Raw genomic sequence first — 15,793 nt, forward strand, 5'->3', positions numbered from 1 at the left:
ATGGTTTTGATCCTGGTGCCTGAGCGCGGTGCTGCGGTTGTGATCCGCAAAATTGATAGGGTATCCTCGCGCCCGCCTATTTTGAAACAAGACGGCAGGAAGCCAATGCCCCCCTCTATGGAACACGTGCTCGTCGATCAAAGCGTCCTTTTCAAGGACCCAGACATTATCAACCGCATTCGCGGCAAGAATGGCCTGCCGTTTGTCGCTCATAACGCGCTGCTGGAACTGCGGTCCCTGACCAAGGGCAATGGGCAGATTCACCAGAATGCTCGCCGTTTTTTCCGCTCGTTCGTCGCCCAGCCGTCGCGCCCACACCGTGCGCTGCCGAAAGGCACAGCGCTGCATGACAACGATCTGCTCGCCGAATGTGCGTTCGATGGCCAGCCGATATTCGCGCTCAAGCGCACCACAGTGGCCGTCGGCTCAACGGTTGACGCCGTCGACTTGTGCCTTGATTACGACCTGCTGCTGCTGACGTGCGATGAAGCACAACTGCAACAGTGCGAAGCTGCCCAGGCCCGAGCCATACGCTGGACCGGTCCCTCGACGAAAGCAGCTGCAGTGCAAAAAGCAGCAGCGCAAAAAGCACCGGCTGCACCAAAAGCAGCGCCTGCTGCGAAAGCAGCGTCTCTTCCGAAAGCTGCTGCGAAGGCGCCAAGCGTGCCCATCAAGCCATTCGATTTGCCCGCAAAACCGCTGAACAGCCCCGACCGCAAAATCCACAACACCGGCGCCACGATCAAGCAAGGCTCGGTCGTTTCGACCGCTTTGGGCCGCCAGTTGACCCTCGACACCTTCATCAGCGCCGGTGGCGAAGGGACGATTTACGCCGTGGCGGGCACCCGCGAGGTATGCAAGATCTATCACCCCGACAACCTCACGACGCGCCGCCGCGAGAAGATCGAACTGATGGTCACGCGCCGCATCGACGCGCCCGGCATCTGTTGGCCAACCGAGCTGGTGTTCAACGCCAAACAAGAATTTGTCGGCTACGTCATGCCACGGGCGCAGGGCAAAACCCTGACAACCTCAGTGTTTTTGAAACCGTTGCTGATGAAAAACTTCCCGACGTGGACGCGCCGGGATCTGGTGAACGTCGCGATCGCGTTTCTCAAACAAGTGCAGTACCTGCATTCGCTGAACATCATCATCGGTGACATCAACCCGATGAACCTGCTGGTGACGCCCGACAGCAACCAGGTGTGGATTGTCGATACCGACAGCTTCCAGATCGAGCATTTCCCCTGCGAAGTCGGTACCGTGCCGTTCACCGCGCCGGAGATTCAGGGCGAAAAATATGGCAACTATTTACGCAACAAAAATCACGAATTATTCGCCGTCGCGGCAATGCTGTTCATGATCCTGCTGCCCGGCAAACCACCGTATTCGCAGCAGGGTGGCGGCACGACGGCGGACAACATCCGCAATATGAACTTCCCTTACCGGTTCAAAAAGGACAGCGGCAAGGGCAAGGTCAGCGTGACGCCGGTGGGCATGTGGCAGAACATCTGGAGCCATTTGCCTTACCCGCTGAAACAGGCGTTCAGCAACACGTTCGAAGACAATCAGCGCCGGCCCATCAGTGATTGGCTCGCGCTACTGGAGCAGTACGGCAAAGATCTTTGCAAGGGCGGCAAGCATTCCGACGAATTGTTTCCGCAGGCGTTTCATATTGCCGATCCGGTCGAGGCCGTCTGCGGCGGCTGCAAGAAAACCTACACCGAATCAAAAAAGTGGCTGGATAAAATGAAATCTGCCAGCCGATCAACGCGCTGTGCAGACTGCCAGAAAGCCGCAAAACTGAAAAAACTCGCCGAAGAAAGCCGAAAGGACACCGAGCAGGCAGTCCAGCGCCCAGCGCCACCGCCCGCTCCCGCGCCGCGACCGACTCCGGCGCCAGTACGCAATATTCCAGCACCTGCGCCCAAGCCTGTGCCCAAACCGGTGGCTGCGCCGATGCCGCAGCGACAGCCGACGGCGCCTCGGGCACAACCTCACCAATCCGCGCCAATACGCGCGCCCCGCCAGGAAAGCATTGCGCTACGCTGGCTCAAACGACTCTTGAAGCGTTTCTTGTAACGCTCAACTGAAAAGGACATTGCCATGCAAGACGATTACCTCCTTCGCCAGGAAGATCTCGCCGAAAACCCTACCACCCGCGTGCCTGTGTGCCTGGTGCTGGATGTCAGCGGTTCCATGGACGGCGCGCCGATCGCCGAACTACAGGCCGGCGTGAAGATGTTTTTTGACGCTATCCGTGACGATGAAGTGGCGCAATACGCTGCGGAGATCTGCATCGTGACCTTCGGCGGGACGGCGCAAAAAGTCCTCGATTTCAGCTCGATCGGTCGCCAGGACGTTCCGCCGCTGGTCGCTTCGGGCATGACGCCGATGGGCCATGCGGTGGGCATCGCACTGGATCTGCTGGAAGCACGCAAGGCCGATTATCAACGTGCCGGCGTCGATTACTTTCAGCCGTGGATGGTGCTGATGACCGACGGCGAACCGACCGACGATATCGAAGAAGTGGCCACCCGCGTCAGCAACCTGATCAATCAACGCAAAATGACGGTGTTCCCGATTGCGATCGGTGAAGCGGCGAATGTGCAGTCACTGGCTCGGTTCTCGCCAAAACTCCCGCCGTTACGCCTGCAAGGCCTGCGCTTCAATGAGTTCTTTGACTGGTTGAGCCGCAGTGTTTCCCAAGCCTCGGCGTCGACACCAGGCGACGAGATCAAGCTGGACGTCAAGGGCATCGAAGCCTGGGCAACGATCTGACCATGCCTGAACTCCCGATGAACTTCAGCGGTAAAACGTCCTGCGCCTTCGTCGTCGGACGCTCGCACCTCAAAACTCAGACGCCTTGTCAGGATTACGTCGCGGCGAGGCAGTCGAACGACGTGACGTGCATCGCATTGGCCGACGGTGCCGGTTCCAGGGCCCGATCCGACGTCGGCGCCCAGGTCGCGGTGACTGCGACCCTGGGTTTTGTCTGCAAGAACTTCGAAACCCTCTGGCAACACATGGACAAGCACAACGCGAAAGCCGCCCAGCGCCTGACCAATCGCTGCCTCGATGCTTTTCGGCGCAAATCAACGAAGCTCGGCTGCGATATGAGCGAACTAGCCTGCACCTTGTCGTTTGTTGCCTATTCACGCGGCCGTTATCTGGCCGGGCATTTGGGTGACGGAATCATTGCCAGTATGGATGTCGAGGGTCAATTGCAGACGCTTTCCGCGCCTGAAAATGGTGAATTCGCCAACACCACACTGTTCCTGACCGACCCGAAAGCGGTGTCAAAGTTGAGGCTTTACCGTGGGCCAATCGAAGCGCAAACCGGCTTCGCGATCATGAGCGACGGCAGCGCAGAGAGCCTTTATCACAAATCCACTGGTCTGCCCGCCTCAGCCGTGCAGAGATTGCTGGAGTGGAATGCGACGCTACCGCGCAAAAAAATGAAGGTCGTATTGGCCGACAACCTGCAACAGTCCATTGCCCTCAAAACCGGCGACGATTGCTCGATCGGTTTACTGTCGATTTTGCCGGGTGATGCCTCAACCGAAACGGCATGAGTGAAAGCCTCTAACGCGGATTTTCGGGTGTCGGGGGAATTTACTGCAACACACCCAACTCCTTCGCCCGCGCCACCGCCTGCGTGCGCCGTTCAACCCCAAGCTTGCTGTTGATATGGCTGGCGTGAGTTTTCACCGTGTGCAGCGAAATAAACAGCTGATCGCTGATCTCCTGATTCGAACAGCCTTGGGCGATCAGTCGCAGGACAGCCATTTCCCGCGTACTGAGTTGTTCCGGCGAGGCGAATGACTCCGCGGCGGGACGGGCTGCCACTGTCGGAAGTTGTTCTGAAAGGCTCTGTGAAACGGGCGTCGGCACAGCGAGTTGAAGTTGCCCACGCAGCCAGTCCGGATGCTCGGTCAACAACCTGTCAAACGGTTGCAGCACTCCACCGACCGCTGCTTCCAGTGCTTGACCCAGGGCCTTACGGGCTTCGGGTTCGCGTCCGCATCCCAGCAATAACGTCACTTTCTGAGTCAGAGCCAACACGCTGAGCAGTTGCCTGCCTGTTTGCTGCCCATGCTCAAGTAACGCATTCAATCGTCCTTCGGCCAGTATCGGCTGCCCCTGAATGACCTCCAGCAAAGCCTGCTGCAACTCGATATGCAGCGGCAGTTGCGGATGGAACTCCGGAGGGGCTGCCGCGTGTTGGCCGTTGTAGGTCTGGCCCAAGCGAGCGAGCCAGGCTTCGGCCAGATCGGTACGCCCCTGAGCCAGCCAAAGTTCACATTTGACCAGGGTGATCATCGCCAGGTAGTAGATCGGTGGCACGTCCCAGATGTGCATCAGGCGCTCGGCTTCGGCGAGTTCGGCAAAGGCTTTGGCGAATTCGCCGCTGCTGCCCTCAAGCCTTGCGATCACGCAGTGACCGATCAATACGCTGATGTCACGACAGGCGCGTGCTTCACTCAAACCGGCTTGCAAGCGTGCCCGCGCGGCTTGGGGCTGCAAGCGCAGGGCTAACAAAAAGCCTTCGTACAAAATCAGTCGGGCGCGTACGGCATAGAGCCGTTGCGGGGATAGCCGTTGCAGGCGTTGCAGCCCCTGATGCACTTCATCCAGCGAACGCAGGATTTCCCCTCGTGCTTGCAGCACGCGAGCGCGGTCGTAATGGGCCAGCGCTTCGAACAGCGGGTTGCCGACCCGTTGCGCCAACTCCAGAGATTCACGGTTCAACCCGCGCGCACGCCACAAGTCGCCGTCGGCAATGGCCAGATTGGACAGGGTCGAGAGGCACATCAGGCGCTGCCCGTAGCGTTTGGCGGGCAGGCTCTCCTGCGCCTCGGTGCAATAGAGCAGCGTCAGCTCACGATTGCCGCGTCCGCGAGCGATGATCCCGCTCAAGGCCAGCCATTGCGCCAACATGGATTTCTGCGCAGTCGCCGACGGGGCCGGCAGGAAGCGGCTCAAATGACTGGCCAGCTCCTCGGCGGCGTCCAGCTGACAGGCCAGCCCCAACGCCCAGCTGTACAGCACGATCAGCCGTGGTGTGCTGATCAGCAGGCTGTCAGGCAAGTCCATTTTCCAGCGCAGCAACATGCCGACGTTCTGTTCGGCCAGCAGTTGTTCTTCGGAGAGGTTCTGCACCAGATTCGCCGCGACGTCCAGGTGCCCGGCACGCAACGCCTGCTCCACCGCCTCGTCGATCAGCCCCTGGGCATTGAACCAGCGACAGGCGCGCAGGTGCAGGCTGGCCGCCGGCACCATCGCCTGAGCCGCAGGCCGGGTGCGCAACAGGTCGGAAAACAAGTGATGGTAGCGATACCAGTGACCGTTTTCATCCAGTGGCACCAGGAACACCTGGTGGGCCAGCAGAAAACGCAGGATCTCGGCACTGTCATGGGCTTCGCGAACGGCGTCGCACAGCTCGCTGCAAAAGCGCTCCTGAGGTGCTGTGTCGTAAAGGAATGACTGCACCTCGGCGGGCAGACAATCGATGACTTCTTCGAGCAGATAATCGCGAATCAGGCCTTCCCCACCATGCAAGGCCTGCGGCAAAGCATCCTGGGAGCCCGCTTCAGACGCCGCCAATAGCCAGAAACGCAGCCCCGCGACCCAACCTTCGCTGCGCTGGATGAGGCTCTCCAGCGCTTCGCCGCGCAAGGAACTGCTGTGCCGATCAAGCAGGGTCAAGGCTTCGTCGTGAGTCAGGCGCAAGTCCTGTTCATTCAACTCGAGCAGTTGCCGCGACAGCCGCAGGCGCGCCAGATGCCAGTCCGGCCGCTGCCGACTGGTGACCATGACCAGTAAGCCGTCAGGCAAATGATTGAGGAAAAATTGCAGGCAGCGATCAAGAACCGGGCCCTGCGCCAGATGGTAGTCATCAAGCACCAACAGCAGAGGCGTACTCGAAGACAGGTGCACGGCCAACTCATCGAGCAAACCGTCCAGCCATTCTTCAAAGGCAAACGGCTGGTGCCGCTGCCGCATTTTCAGCAGACCCAGGGACTGGCTGCCCAGTTGCGGAAAAAAGTCCTGGAGGCCTTCGAGCAACCGCTCAAGAAAACGCCCGGGATCGCTGTCTCGCGGACTCAACCCCAGCCACAGACTTTGCCAGTGAGCCGGCAAGCCCTGACAGAACTCCACCGCCAACGAACTCTTGCCAAACCCCGCCGGTGCGCTGACCAGCAACAACCTGCCACCGAGACCCGCGCTCAGGCGCTCGCACAGACGAGGCCGCAGCACATGCCCGTCAGGCAACGGAGGCCGAAAAAAACGCCCGTTCAGTGCCACGACGGCAACGCTGGCAGGGCCCGAGTGTGGGAACAGATCAGTCATGGCCGGCTCTTGTTTGAATGGCGGTTGGCGGCGTTGCAGATGTCCGCAGCCTAGCGGTAAACGAAGAGGGATTGAAGGTCATTGCTACAAATGGCTACAAAAAGAATACACGTTAAGGTATCCGCCTGATCTGAACTCACCCTGTAGTAGCGTTCAAGCTCGACAGCGACTACAACGACCGTTATGAAATTAAAAAAAACGCCCCGAACCAGTCGGGGCGTTTTTCGAGGATGCGGCCTCTGTTCAGGGCAGCTTAGCGAATACCCTCCTGGCGCAGAGCAGCCGGTGTGAAGTCGCTGGTGGTGGCGGTGAAGCCGAAGTCATACGCCGATTTCTCTTCGTTCTTCATGCCCAGCGCCAGGTAGCGGCCCGATTGCAGGTCGTACAAGGTTTCCAGGGTGTACCACGGCACTTGAACGTTGTAGTAATTCTGGGAGTGAGCTTCCGCCACACGCCACAGTTGATTACGACCGTCGTAGTGATCGATCACGGCCGCTTGCCAGGTGTCCTCGTCGATGTAGAAGTCACGCTTGGCGTAGATGTGACGCTGACCTTCCTTCAAGGTAGCCACCACATGCCAGACGCGGCGCAGTTCGTAACGAGTCAGGTCCTGGTTGATGTGACCGGCCTTGATGATGTCGTCGTACTTGAGTTGCGGCGAGTCGAGCTTGTAGCTGTCGGAGGCGATGTACATCTCTTTTTTGCCTTCGAGCTTCCAGTCATAACGATCCGGCGCACCGTTGTACATGTCCAGGTTGTCGGAGGTACGCAGGCCATCGGCGGCGGTTCCCGGCCCGTCATAAGACACTTGTGGCGCGCGACGCACACGACGCTGACCGGCGTTGTAGACCCACGCCGAACGTGGTTCTTTCACCTGGTCGAGGGTTTCGTGCACCAGCAGCACACCACCGGCCAGACGTGCCGGCGCGGTCACTTTCTGCTTGAAGTAGAAGAGAATGTTGCCCGGGTTCGCCGGATCGTAATCCTTCATCTTGTCGCGGAACACGAACTGGTCCTGGAAGTACACCAGGCTGTACGAGCCGTTTGGCTGCGGCGTGGCCTGGGTCACCAGACGGGTCACGCTGCCACCGCGATAGCGGGTGATGTGGTTCCAGATGACTTCGATACCGGTCTTGGGAATCGGGAATGGAACTGCGGTTTCGAAGTTCTCCAGACCGTTGCCGCCAGACACCAGGTTAGTGGTGGTGGCGTTTTTCTTGATGGAGGCAAACACGGCATCCGGCACGGTCGCGCCGCGATGGGACGGGTAGACCGGCATTTTGAAGGATTCAGGGTAGCGCTTGAACATCGCGTACTGGCCCGGTGCGAGTTTGTCCTTGTACTGGTCGACGTTCTGCGCCGTGATGGTGAACAGCGGTTTTTCACTGGCGTACGGGTCGGACAGGAAACCTTTGCTGTCGACAGTACCGGCGTTTTTCGCCATCGGCTTCCAGGCCGGGATCGATCCGTCGGCGTTACCCGCCATCTCCGCGCCCATCGGGGTCAGGCTCTTGCCCAGTTTGTCCGCTTCGGCCGCAGGGACCGCCGCCATGACGCCGGTCGCCAGCAGCGAAAGCCCCAGAACTCCGACGTGGAACAGACTCTTTGTCATTTTCATAGGTGTGTTCGTCCTGAAAATACAGTGCTTAGAAGTTCACGCCGACGCTGAGCGCAACGAAATCGCGGTCATCGACGGTGGTGTACTTGCCGTCGAAAAAGTTGGTGTACGCCAGGCTTGCGGTGTAGGTGTTCTGGTACTCGGCATCGACGCCCAGGCTGACCGCCTTGCGACCTTCCTCGAAGCTGCCACCAGGGCCAGGCGAGTAACCACTCACGTCATGGGACCAGGCCACGTTCGGCTTGAGGTTCACACCGGCGAATGCGTCGTTGTATTCCCAGATGGCACGACCACGGTAGCCCCACGAGTTTGCGGTGGTGAAGCCGTCGTTTTCGCAATAACGACTGACGTTGTTCTGCGGCCCGCCTGCCAGGGTAGAGGTGTTCAATGCCTCGCACTGGCCACTCGGCAATGGGCCAGGGCCGTAGCTCGGGTCACGGCCATAACGCGCTTTGGAAGTGCTTTCCAGACCGCCAACGTGAGTAAAGCCGACCTCACCCACCAGGGTCAGTCGCTGGGCGCCCATCACTTGGTCGAAGAAGTGAGTAAGGGTCGTCTGGAGCTGGGTCACTTCCTTGCGGCGATAGCCTTTTTGATCCTGTCCTGGCGTACCCTGGAGCACGGAAACGTTAGAGTTCAGTGGTGTCAGACCGGAAAAGAGAATGTCGGTGGTATTGAGCTGAACCGGAGCATTCGGCCGGTAGCTGACTTCACCACTCCACGCGGTACCTGTCGGTAACGTGGTGGAGAAGCTCAAGCCATACAGGCGAATATCTTCAGGGTACTCGACGTAGTAGCTGGAGTTACCGGCCACTGCCAACGGCAACAAGGTCGGTGCCAGGTTACGCGCGACACTGAGAGGAACACCCGCACCCACCAGCGAGCCCACCAGGCCCGCCGCACTGTAAGCGCTCGCCGGAGCACCTTTGCCGCTGAAAATCGGCGCACGGCTGTGGTAGTTCATGAAGTAGGCACCGAACTCGGTGTCCAGCGGATCGAACATGTATTTGAAGGACACGCCAAATTGTCCGCTGTCACGGGCATCGCGATCCGGACCGCGACGAACGATGACACCTTCATCCGGGTTACCCCAGGTCACCCCCTTGGCAGCCAGGGTGTTGATGCTGGCGTTACGCAACGAAGCCGGCAGCCCCGCAGCCGTCAGTGCACTGTTGAGCCCGTTACGGGTGCGCAGTACGGCCAGGTTGTTGTCGCAGCCATCCGAAATCACGTCCGGTTGCGAGAAGAAAGTGCCGCAGTTGTCGGTAACGGTCTGGTCCCATTCGAGCTGGTAGAAGGCTTCGGTCGAGAGGTTCTCGGTGAGGCTCTGGGACACGTAGAACATGTTGACCGGGATCAGGCCTTCCTTGATCTCGGCTCCGGGACGACGGAACGCGGACACGTCGATCGGGTTGATCGAGTTGATGCCACCACCGATGAAGGTACTTTCACCCCAGCTCACGACCTGCTTGCCCAGACGCACGGAACCCGGCTGATCGGCAATGGCATAGTTGTGGTAAACGAAGGCGTCGAGGATCTGGCCGCCGGAGGACTTGGCGCCTTCCTTGCGGTTGTCATTGCTGACGTTCTTGAACTCCAGGTCCTCGTTTTGTAGCGCGAAGTCGTACCAGTATTTACCCCGTACGAAGACACCAGTGTCACCGTATTTCAGTTCGAGGTCGTGGATACCCTTGAAGATCTTCGAAAAGGCCTGCCCGCTCTTGAAGTTCAAGTGACCGTCATCGGACGTCTGGGACAGGCCATGCCCTCCGTTGTTGACACCGATGAGGTTCTTGTTTGGCGACTGGGTCGAGACACTCATACCCAGGGAGAGAGACGAGTCGAACTGACCTTCGATTTCACCAACGTTGAAACTGACGCCGAATGCTGGCCCGGCGAGCGTAGAGGCAAGACTGACCGCCAGGGGCAGTTTTGCCCGGCGCCAGAACTGGTTTACTGATGTCATCGACGCTACTCCATGTGCATTATTGTTATGGCAGTGAGCACTTCTAAAAACGCTGTGGATGACTGGGAGCCAAGGTGTCCCTAAGCCATTCCAAAGTTGCATCGCCCCGGTTTGTGCGTTTGCTCCGTTCTTAAAAATCCTTGAGCGGACTATAGCCAGCAGGTAGTACTGCTTGATCCCTCTAAAGTGTGATTTGCAGCTGCCAGCCACTCTGGAACAGTCCTTTGCCAAGCCGACACCCGTCGGCACGGCAAGGATGGCTGAAATTTCGGATTTGACAAGCCAAGCGCTTGCTTGGTGGGGCTGGCGTGCCCTTTTGGGCACGCCAAGTGACGCTTAAAGCGTCGAGAGGAAGGTGCTGTTGTTAGCTTGCCATTCGGTGATGTCGACGCGGATACGCTTCTTGTCGAGTTTGCCGACACTGGTCTTGGGAATTTCAGTAACAAGGGCGATCTGGCTGGGGATGGCCCACTTGCTTAAATGCCCCAGTTCCACGAATGGCTTGAGGTGTTCCTTCAGTTCTTTGGCCCCGATCTCAAGGCCTTCGCGAACCACCAGCAGTGCGAAGGGACGTTCGCCCCACTGCGGATCGGCAATGCCTACAACTGCTACTTCGCGTACCGCAGGGTGGCGGCTGATCAAGTCCTCAAGGTCCAGGGAGGAGATCCACTCGCCGCCGGTCTTGATCACGTCTTTGATCCGGTCGCGAATGTCGATCACACCCATGCTGTCCAGGGTCGCTACGTCACCGGTGTGCAGCCAGCCCCCGACCCAGAGCTCTGCGCCCTTTTGCGGTTCGTTGAAATAGCCCTCCGTGAGCCACGGCGCACGCAGCACCAGTTCGCCTTGGGTCTCGCCGTCGGCGGGCAGGAAGTTGCCGTCCGTGTCGACGATCGCCGCCTCCACTAATGGCCCCGGCACACCGGCCTTGATCCGGTACGTGGTGCGTTCGTCTTCGGTGCCGGCCATCAGCTCGTCGTTAAGGTGTGCACACGACACCAACGGCCCGGTTTCCGACATGCCGTAAGCGGCGGTCAGTTGAATGCCCTTGGCCTTGGCCGCGTCGTAAAGCGCACGGTTGAGTGCACTGCCGCCGATGACGATTTTCCAGCCACCGAAATCCGTGCCTTGCGCAGCGTTGGAATTGAGGACCATTTGCAGGATGGTCGGCACGCAATGGGAAAAGGTGACCTTTTCCTTACGCCACAGCTCCACCAGGTACTCAGGGTCATAACGACCGGGGTAGACCTGTTTGAGCCCGAGCATGGTCGCCACATACGGCAGGCCCCAGGCGTGCACATGGAACATCGGGGTGATCGGCATGTAGACGTCGTTGGTGCCCAGCAAACGCACGCTGTCGATGGCGCCCATGATGGTCGACACCCCCATGGTGTGCAGCACCAGTTGCCGATGGGTGAAGTACACACCTTTGGGATTACCGGTGGTGCCGGTGGTGTAGAACGTGGTTGCGACCGAGTTTTCGTCGAAGTCCTGGAAGTCGTACTGCGTGCTTGCCGCCGCCAGCAACTGCTCGTACTCGCCGACCAGGTTCGGCAAGTCGGCAGGACTCGAAGGAAGGTCGGTCAGCAGCAGGGTTTTCTCCACGGTGGTCAGGTGCCCGGCAATGGCCTGGTACAACCCGACGAACTCGCTGTTGACCAGTACAAAGCGGTCCTCGGCGTGGTTCATGGTGTAGAGGATCTGTTCCGGAGACAGGCGCACGTTAATGGTATGGATCACCGCGCCAATCATCGGGATGGCGAACATGCATTCCAGATAACGATGGCTGTCCCAGTCCATCACCGCCACGGTATCCCCGGCCTTGACACCGGCCGCCGTCAGCACGTTGGCCAGCCTGGCGACCCGTTCGATCAGGGTCGGATAGCTGTAGCGCAACTGGTCGCGGTAAATGATCTCGCGGGTTTTCTCATAACGAGCGCCGGACATCAGCAGCCGTTTAATCAGCAGCGGATACTGGTAAGCGCCTTCGGCAGGGGGGATAACGCGAGTCTGCAACATAAGAGTCCTTTTTCTGACTGCACGGTCGTGGCTGAAAGTAAGCACTTTAGTGCGCTTGGACGCCCACCAAATCAGCCAAAGGAATGATTTGCAAAGTCGTGCAAATGCTGGCGTTGCGCCAGCATTTGCGGGTATTACTTAACCCATGACTCGCAACGCGATCAATGCATCTCGGTAAACGCGAGCTTCACACCGATGGCGATCAGTACCGCGCCCATCGTCCGATCGAACCAGTGGCCCATCCGGGCAAAACCTGCGCGCACGCGCTGCTGGCTGAACAGCATCGCCACCAGACAGAACCACACCGCGGTGGCCACCGCGAGGTAGATGCCGTAGCCCGCCTGTACCGCCAGCGGCGTGTGCGGATTGATCACCACGGTGAACAGCGAAAGGAAGAACAGCGTCGCTTTCGGGTTCAGACCGTTGGTCACCAAACCCGAAGTGAAAGCGCCACGAGCAGTGCGCTCGCCCGCTTCCTTGTGCAACTCGTCAGTCGCAGGTTGGGCCGGCTGTGCTCGCAGGGCCTTGAAGCCGATGTACAGCAAGTACGCGGCGGCCGCCCATTTCAGGGCATTAAACAACACAATCGACTGGGACACGATCAGGCCAATGCCGAGCAACGAATAGCCGACGTGCAGGAAAATGGCCGTGCCGACACCCAGCGCCGTCCAGGTGCCAGCGCGACGACCATGGGTCACGCTCTCACGCACCACCACGGCAAAGTCCGGGCCGGGGCTGGCCACGGCCAGCAAGTGAATCAGGGCAACAGTCAAAAACTCTGTCCAGTACATGGGGGTTCCTTTTGGCCAAGCGTAACTGTTTGTTTCATCTGGTAGGCTCGGCAGATTACGCCTTCAGTTCATTGCACAAAAGGTACAGTTGATGACGAACACTCACCGCGCCGTTTTCCTCGACCACCCGTCCCTGGACCTGGGCGACCTCGACCTCAGCCCGTTGCAAGAGTGTTTCAGCGATTTACAGCTTTTCGCCCAGACCACGCCGGACCAGGTGATTGAACGCCTCAAGGGCGCCACCGTTGCCATCAGCAACAAAATCCTGATCGACGCCGCCGCCATCGCTGCCAGCCCCGAACTGAAGCTGATCCTGATCACCGCCACCGGCACCAACAACGTCGACCTCGCCGCCGCCCGCGCCCACGGGATTACCGTTTGCAACTGCCAGGGTTACGGCACGCCGTCGGTGGCGCAGCACACGATCATGTTGCTGCTCAATCTGGCAACGCGCCTGGCCGATTATCAGCAGGCTGTCGGCGAAGGTCGCTGGCAGCAGGCGAAACAGTTCTGCCTGCTGGATTACCCGATTGTCGAACTGCAAGGCAAAACCCTCGGCCTGCTCGGTCACGGCGAACTGGGCGGCGCGGTCGCACGACTGGCGCAAGCCTTTGGCATGCGTGTGCTGCTCGGTCAGATTCCCGGGCGCCCTGCCCGGCCGGATCGTTTGCCACTGGAAGCCCTGCTGCCACAGATCGACGCGCTGACGCTGCACTGTCCGCTCAACGAACACACCCGACACTTCATCGGAGCCCGCGAGCTGGCCTCGATGAAACCCGGTGCGTTCGTGGTCAACACCGCACGTGGCGGCCTGATCGACGAACAGGCGCTGGCCGATGCCTTACGCAACGGTCACCTGGGTGGCGCGGCCACCGACGTGTTGAGCGTTGAGCCACCAACCGCCGGCAATCCGCTGCTGGCCCAAGACATTCCACGGTTGATTGTCACCCCGCACAACGCCTGGGGCAGTCGCGAGGCACGTCAGCGAATCGTGGGCCAGTTGACCGAAAACGCACAGGGTTACTTCAGCGGTAAAGCACTGCGGGTCGTCAGTTGATAGACTGCGGCACTTTTTTTCACAGGAGCAGAGTATGGATCCGCGCAGTGAAGTACTGCTTCGTCAGGCCGAGTTATTCCAGGGTTCGGTGCTGCTGACCGGTTTGCCCGCCGATGACCTGCTGGGCCGTCTGCCCGACGCTCATGGCTGGTGCTGGCATGCCGGCGATCAAGCCGCGCTGGATGCCCGCTTCGCCGAGCGCAGCCATTTTGGTGTGACTGTACCGGAGCGCGGGTTCGACACCGCAGTGGTGTTCTTGCCCAAGTCCAAGGACCTGACCGACTACATCCTCAACGCCCTCGCCTCCAGACTGGCCGGTCGTGAACTGTATCTGGTGGGTGAAAAACGCAGCGGCATCGAAGGCGCGGCCAAGCAACTGAACCCCTTCGGCAAACCGCGCAAGCTCGACAGTGCGCGGCATTGCCAGCTGTGGCAAGTTACCGTGGCCACTGCGCCGCAAGCCAAGTCGCTGGAAAGCCTGGCCCAGACGTATGAGTTGCCTCTGGCCGAAGGTCCGCTAAAAGTCATCAGCCTGCCTGGCGTGTTCAGCCATGGCCGATTGGATCGCGGCAGCGCGCTGCTGCTGGAGCATCTGGACAAATTGCCGAGCGGCCATTTGCTGGACTTCGGTTGCGGCGCCGGTGTGCTGGGAGCAGCGGTGAAACGTCGTTACCCACACAACCAGGTCACCTTGCTTGATGTGGATGCGTTTGCGGCGGCCAGTAGTCGCCTGACATTGGCTGCCAACGGTCTGGAAGCTGACGTAATTACCGGTGACGGTATCGACGCAGCACCGATGGGCTTGAGTGCAATTCTGAGCAACCCACCGTTCCATGTCGGGGTTCACACCGACTACTTCGCTACCGAGAATTTGCTGCGAAAAGCCGCCAAACATCTGAAAAACGGCGGCGAACTGCGTTTGGTAGCAAACAGCTTCCTCAAGTACCAGCCGCTGATCGAGGAGCATCTGGGCGTTTGTGCGATCAAGGCTGAAGGGCAGGGTTTCAGAATCTATCGGGCCAAACGCGGCTAAAACCTCTTTTAAAAAAGAGGCTTGCCCAATCGGATTTGCCTAGGCAGAATCCGCTCCGTCCTAGGGGAGTAGTCTCCCACGAGCGCCATGCTCGTCCGGCATACGTCAACATACTTGGTCAACAGACCATGGCGTATGCGACCCAAGCGTCCGCATCAGACGGATCGCAGGGTTTGACAAGACCTATGACACGAACACCTTACCCGGGGCGGGAAGGCTGTACGTGTCATAGCCGTGTCGACCCGCCCCTTAGGAAAACCCTGATGCTGGATTCACTTCTCGTTCCCACCGCAATCGTTGCCTTGGCCGAAATCGGCGACAAGACGCAATTGCTCGCGCTTATTCTCGCCGCCCGCTTTCGCAAACCCTGGCCGATCATCGCCGGCATCGTTGCCGCCACCCTGGCCAACCATGCGGCAGCCGGTGCAGTAGGCGCCTGGGTCGGTAGTTTCTTCTCGGATGCGATGCTGCACTGGATCCTCGCCGCGAGCTTCACCGCGACGGCATTGTGGACCCTGGTGCCGGACAAAATGGATGACGACGAAGCCAGCACCGCCCGCAAGTTCGGACCGTTCCTGACCACGCTGATCGCATTTTTTCTTGCCGAAATGGGCGACAAGACTCAAGTCGCCACGGTGATGCTCGCTGCGCAATACCCAGAGCTGTGGCTGGTGATCATCGGCACCACCGTCGGGATGTTGATTGCCAACGTGCCGGTGGTTTTGGCGGGTAACTTTGCTGCGGATAAATTGCCGTTGACGTTAATTCGTCGCCTGGCGGCGTCGGCCTTCTTCATCCTCGCCATTGTCGCGGTGTACAAAGCGATGCAGAGCAGCGGCTGGGTTTGATCCCGGACACCGATCGTTCCCACGCTCTGAACTGACCCCACAAAGCTGGACGATTTACATGTCTATGCCTAAGCGGCCTGAGTTCTGTATCCCACAGGGCTCAGGCC

At 59.4% G+C, this 15,793-nt stretch carries 11 protein-coding genes and 1 riboswitch; of the genes, 6 read left to right on the top strand and 5 right to left on the bottom strand.

Annotation, left to right across the window (positions count from 1 at the left end):
• Positions 1-105 precede the first annotated feature (105 nt).
• The 3 genes from ACXPVS_RS22990 to ACXPVS_RS23000 are packed head-to-tail and all read left to right on the top strand — an operon-like array spanning position 106 to position 3,575.
• Complete coding sequence (locus ACXPVS_RS22990) at positions 106-2,082, top strand: protein kinase domain-containing protein (protein ID WP_458511935.1); 1,977 nt, start codon at positions 106-108, stop codon at positions 2,080-2,082.
• Between the two features lie 24 nt (positions 2,083-2,106).
• The gene (locus tag ACXPVS_RS22995) at positions 2,107-2,781 is read left to right on the top strand and encodes a vWA domain-containing protein (RefSeq protein WP_458511936.1); all 675 of its coding nucleotides are present in this window, start codon (positions 2,107-2,109) and stop codon (positions 2,779-2,781) included.
• 2 nt (positions 2,782-2,783) lie between these two features.
• A complete protein-coding gene (locus ACXPVS_RS23000; protein ID WP_458511937.1) occupies positions 2,784-3,575 on the top strand; it encodes a PP2C family serine/threonine-protein phosphatase in 792 nt (263 codons plus the stop codon).
• Between the two features lie 40 nt (positions 3,576-3,615).
• Here the strand turns inward: ACXPVS_RS23000 and ACXPVS_RS23005 are convergent, their stop codons facing one another.
• The 5 genes from ACXPVS_RS23005 to ACXPVS_RS23025 form a co-directional block, all read right to left on the bottom strand.
• Entirely contained in the window at positions 3,616-6,354 is a 2,739-nt protein-coding gene (locus ACXPVS_RS23005) for a LuxR C-terminal-related transcriptional regulator (protein WP_458511938.1), read from the bottom strand.
• A 253-nt stretch (positions 6,355-6,607) separates the two neighbouring features.
• A complete protein-coding gene (locus ACXPVS_RS23010) occupies positions 6,608-7,972 on the bottom strand; it encodes a DUF1329 domain-containing protein (protein ID WP_458511939.1) in 1,365 nt (454 codons plus the stop codon).
• Positions 7,973-8,000: 28 nt separating this feature from the next.
• Positions 8,001-9,938 (bottom strand): DUF1302 domain-containing protein, encoded by a 1,938-nt coding sequence (locus tag ACXPVS_RS23015; protein ID WP_458511940.1) that lies wholly within the window; start codon positions 9,936-9,938, stop codon positions 8,001-8,003.
• 336 nt (positions 9,939-10,274) lie between these two features.
• Complete coding sequence (locus tag ACXPVS_RS23020; RefSeq protein WP_458511941.1) at positions 10,275-11,957, bottom strand: fatty acid--CoA ligase; 1,683 nt, start codon at positions 11,955-11,957, stop codon at positions 10,275-10,277.
• A gap of 161 nt (positions 11,958-12,118) precedes the next feature.
• The gene (locus ACXPVS_RS23025; protein ID WP_458511942.1) at positions 12,119-12,748 is read right to left on the bottom strand and encodes a LysE family translocator; all 630 of its coding nucleotides are present in this window, start codon (positions 12,746-12,748) and stop codon (positions 12,119-12,121) included.
• A 91-nt stretch (positions 12,749-12,839) separates the two neighbouring features.
• Between ACXPVS_RS23025 and ACXPVS_RS23030 the strand changes: the two genes are divergently transcribed.
• The 3 genes from ACXPVS_RS23030 to ACXPVS_RS23040 all read left to right on the top strand — a co-directional run bounded on the left by ACXPVS_RS23030 (position 12,840) and on the right by ACXPVS_RS23040 (position 15,686).
• Complete coding sequence (locus tag ACXPVS_RS23030) at positions 12,840-13,805, top strand: 2-hydroxyacid dehydrogenase (RefSeq protein WP_458511943.1); 966 nt, start codon at positions 12,840-12,842, stop codon at positions 13,803-13,805.
• 34 nt (positions 13,806-13,839) lie between these two features.
• Positions 13,840-14,838, top strand: coding sequence for a methyltransferase (locus tag ACXPVS_RS23035; protein ID WP_458511944.1), 999 nt, complete (start codon positions 13,840-13,842; stop codon positions 14,836-14,838).
• 50 nt (positions 14,839-14,888) lie between these two features.
• A riboswitch (yybP-ykoY riboswitch) is annotated at positions 14,889-15,013 on the top strand.
• Between the two features lie 88 nt (positions 15,014-15,101).
• Positions 15,102-15,686: a TMEM165/GDT1 family protein gene (locus ACXPVS_RS23040; RefSeq protein ID WP_458511945.1), complete on the top strand. Its 585-nt coding sequence runs from the start codon at positions 15,102-15,104 to the stop codon at positions 15,684-15,686.
• Positions 15,687-15,793 lie beyond the last annotated feature (107 nt).

Source organism: Pseudomonas sp. Ma2-10, assembly GCF_054330215.1.

Excerpts from the sequence above, each read along its gene's own strand:
- ACXPVS_RS23040 (WP_458511945.1), top strand. The coding sequence starts at position 15,102 with ATGCTGGATTCACTTCTCGTTCCCACCGCAATCGTTGCCTTGGCCGAA.
- ACXPVS_RS23030 (WP_458511943.1), top strand. The coding sequence starts at position 12,840 with ATGACGAACACTCACCGCGCCGTTTTCCTCGACCACCCGTCCCTGGAC.
- ACXPVS_RS23005 (WP_458511938.1), bottom strand. The coding sequence starts at position 6,354 with ATGACTGATCTGTTCCCACACTCGGGCCCTGCCAGCGTTGCCGTCGTG.
- ACXPVS_RS23020 (WP_458511941.1), bottom strand. The coding sequence starts at position 11,957 with ATGTTGCAGACTCGCGTTATCCCCCCTGCCGAAGGCGCTTACCAGTAT.
- ACXPVS_RS23000 (WP_458511937.1), top strand. The coding sequence starts at position 2,784 with ATGCCTGAACTCCCGATGAACTTCAGCGGTAAAACGTCCTGCGCCTTC.
- ACXPVS_RS23025 (WP_458511942.1), bottom strand. The coding sequence starts at position 12,748 with ATGTACTGGACAGAGTTTTTGACTGTTGCCCTGATTCACTTGCTGGCC.
- ACXPVS_RS23010 (WP_458511939.1), bottom strand. The coding sequence starts at position 7,972 with ATGAAAATGACAAAGAGTCTGTTCCACGTCGGAGTTCTGGGGCTTTCG.
- ACXPVS_RS22990 (WP_458511935.1), top strand. The coding sequence starts at position 106 with ATGCCCCCCTCTATGGAACACGTGCTCGTCGATCAAAGCGTCCTTTTC.
- ACXPVS_RS23015 (WP_458511940.1), bottom strand. The coding sequence starts at position 9,938 with ATGACATCAGTAAACCAGTTCTGGCGCCGGGCAAAACTGCCCCTGGCG.
- ACXPVS_RS22995 (WP_458511936.1), top strand. The coding sequence starts at position 2,107 with ATGCAAGACGATTACCTCCTTCGCCAGGAAGATCTCGCCGAAAACCCT.
- ACXPVS_RS23035 (WP_458511944.1), top strand. The coding sequence starts at position 13,840 with ATGGATCCGCGCAGTGAAGTACTGCTTCGTCAGGCCGAGTTATTCCAG.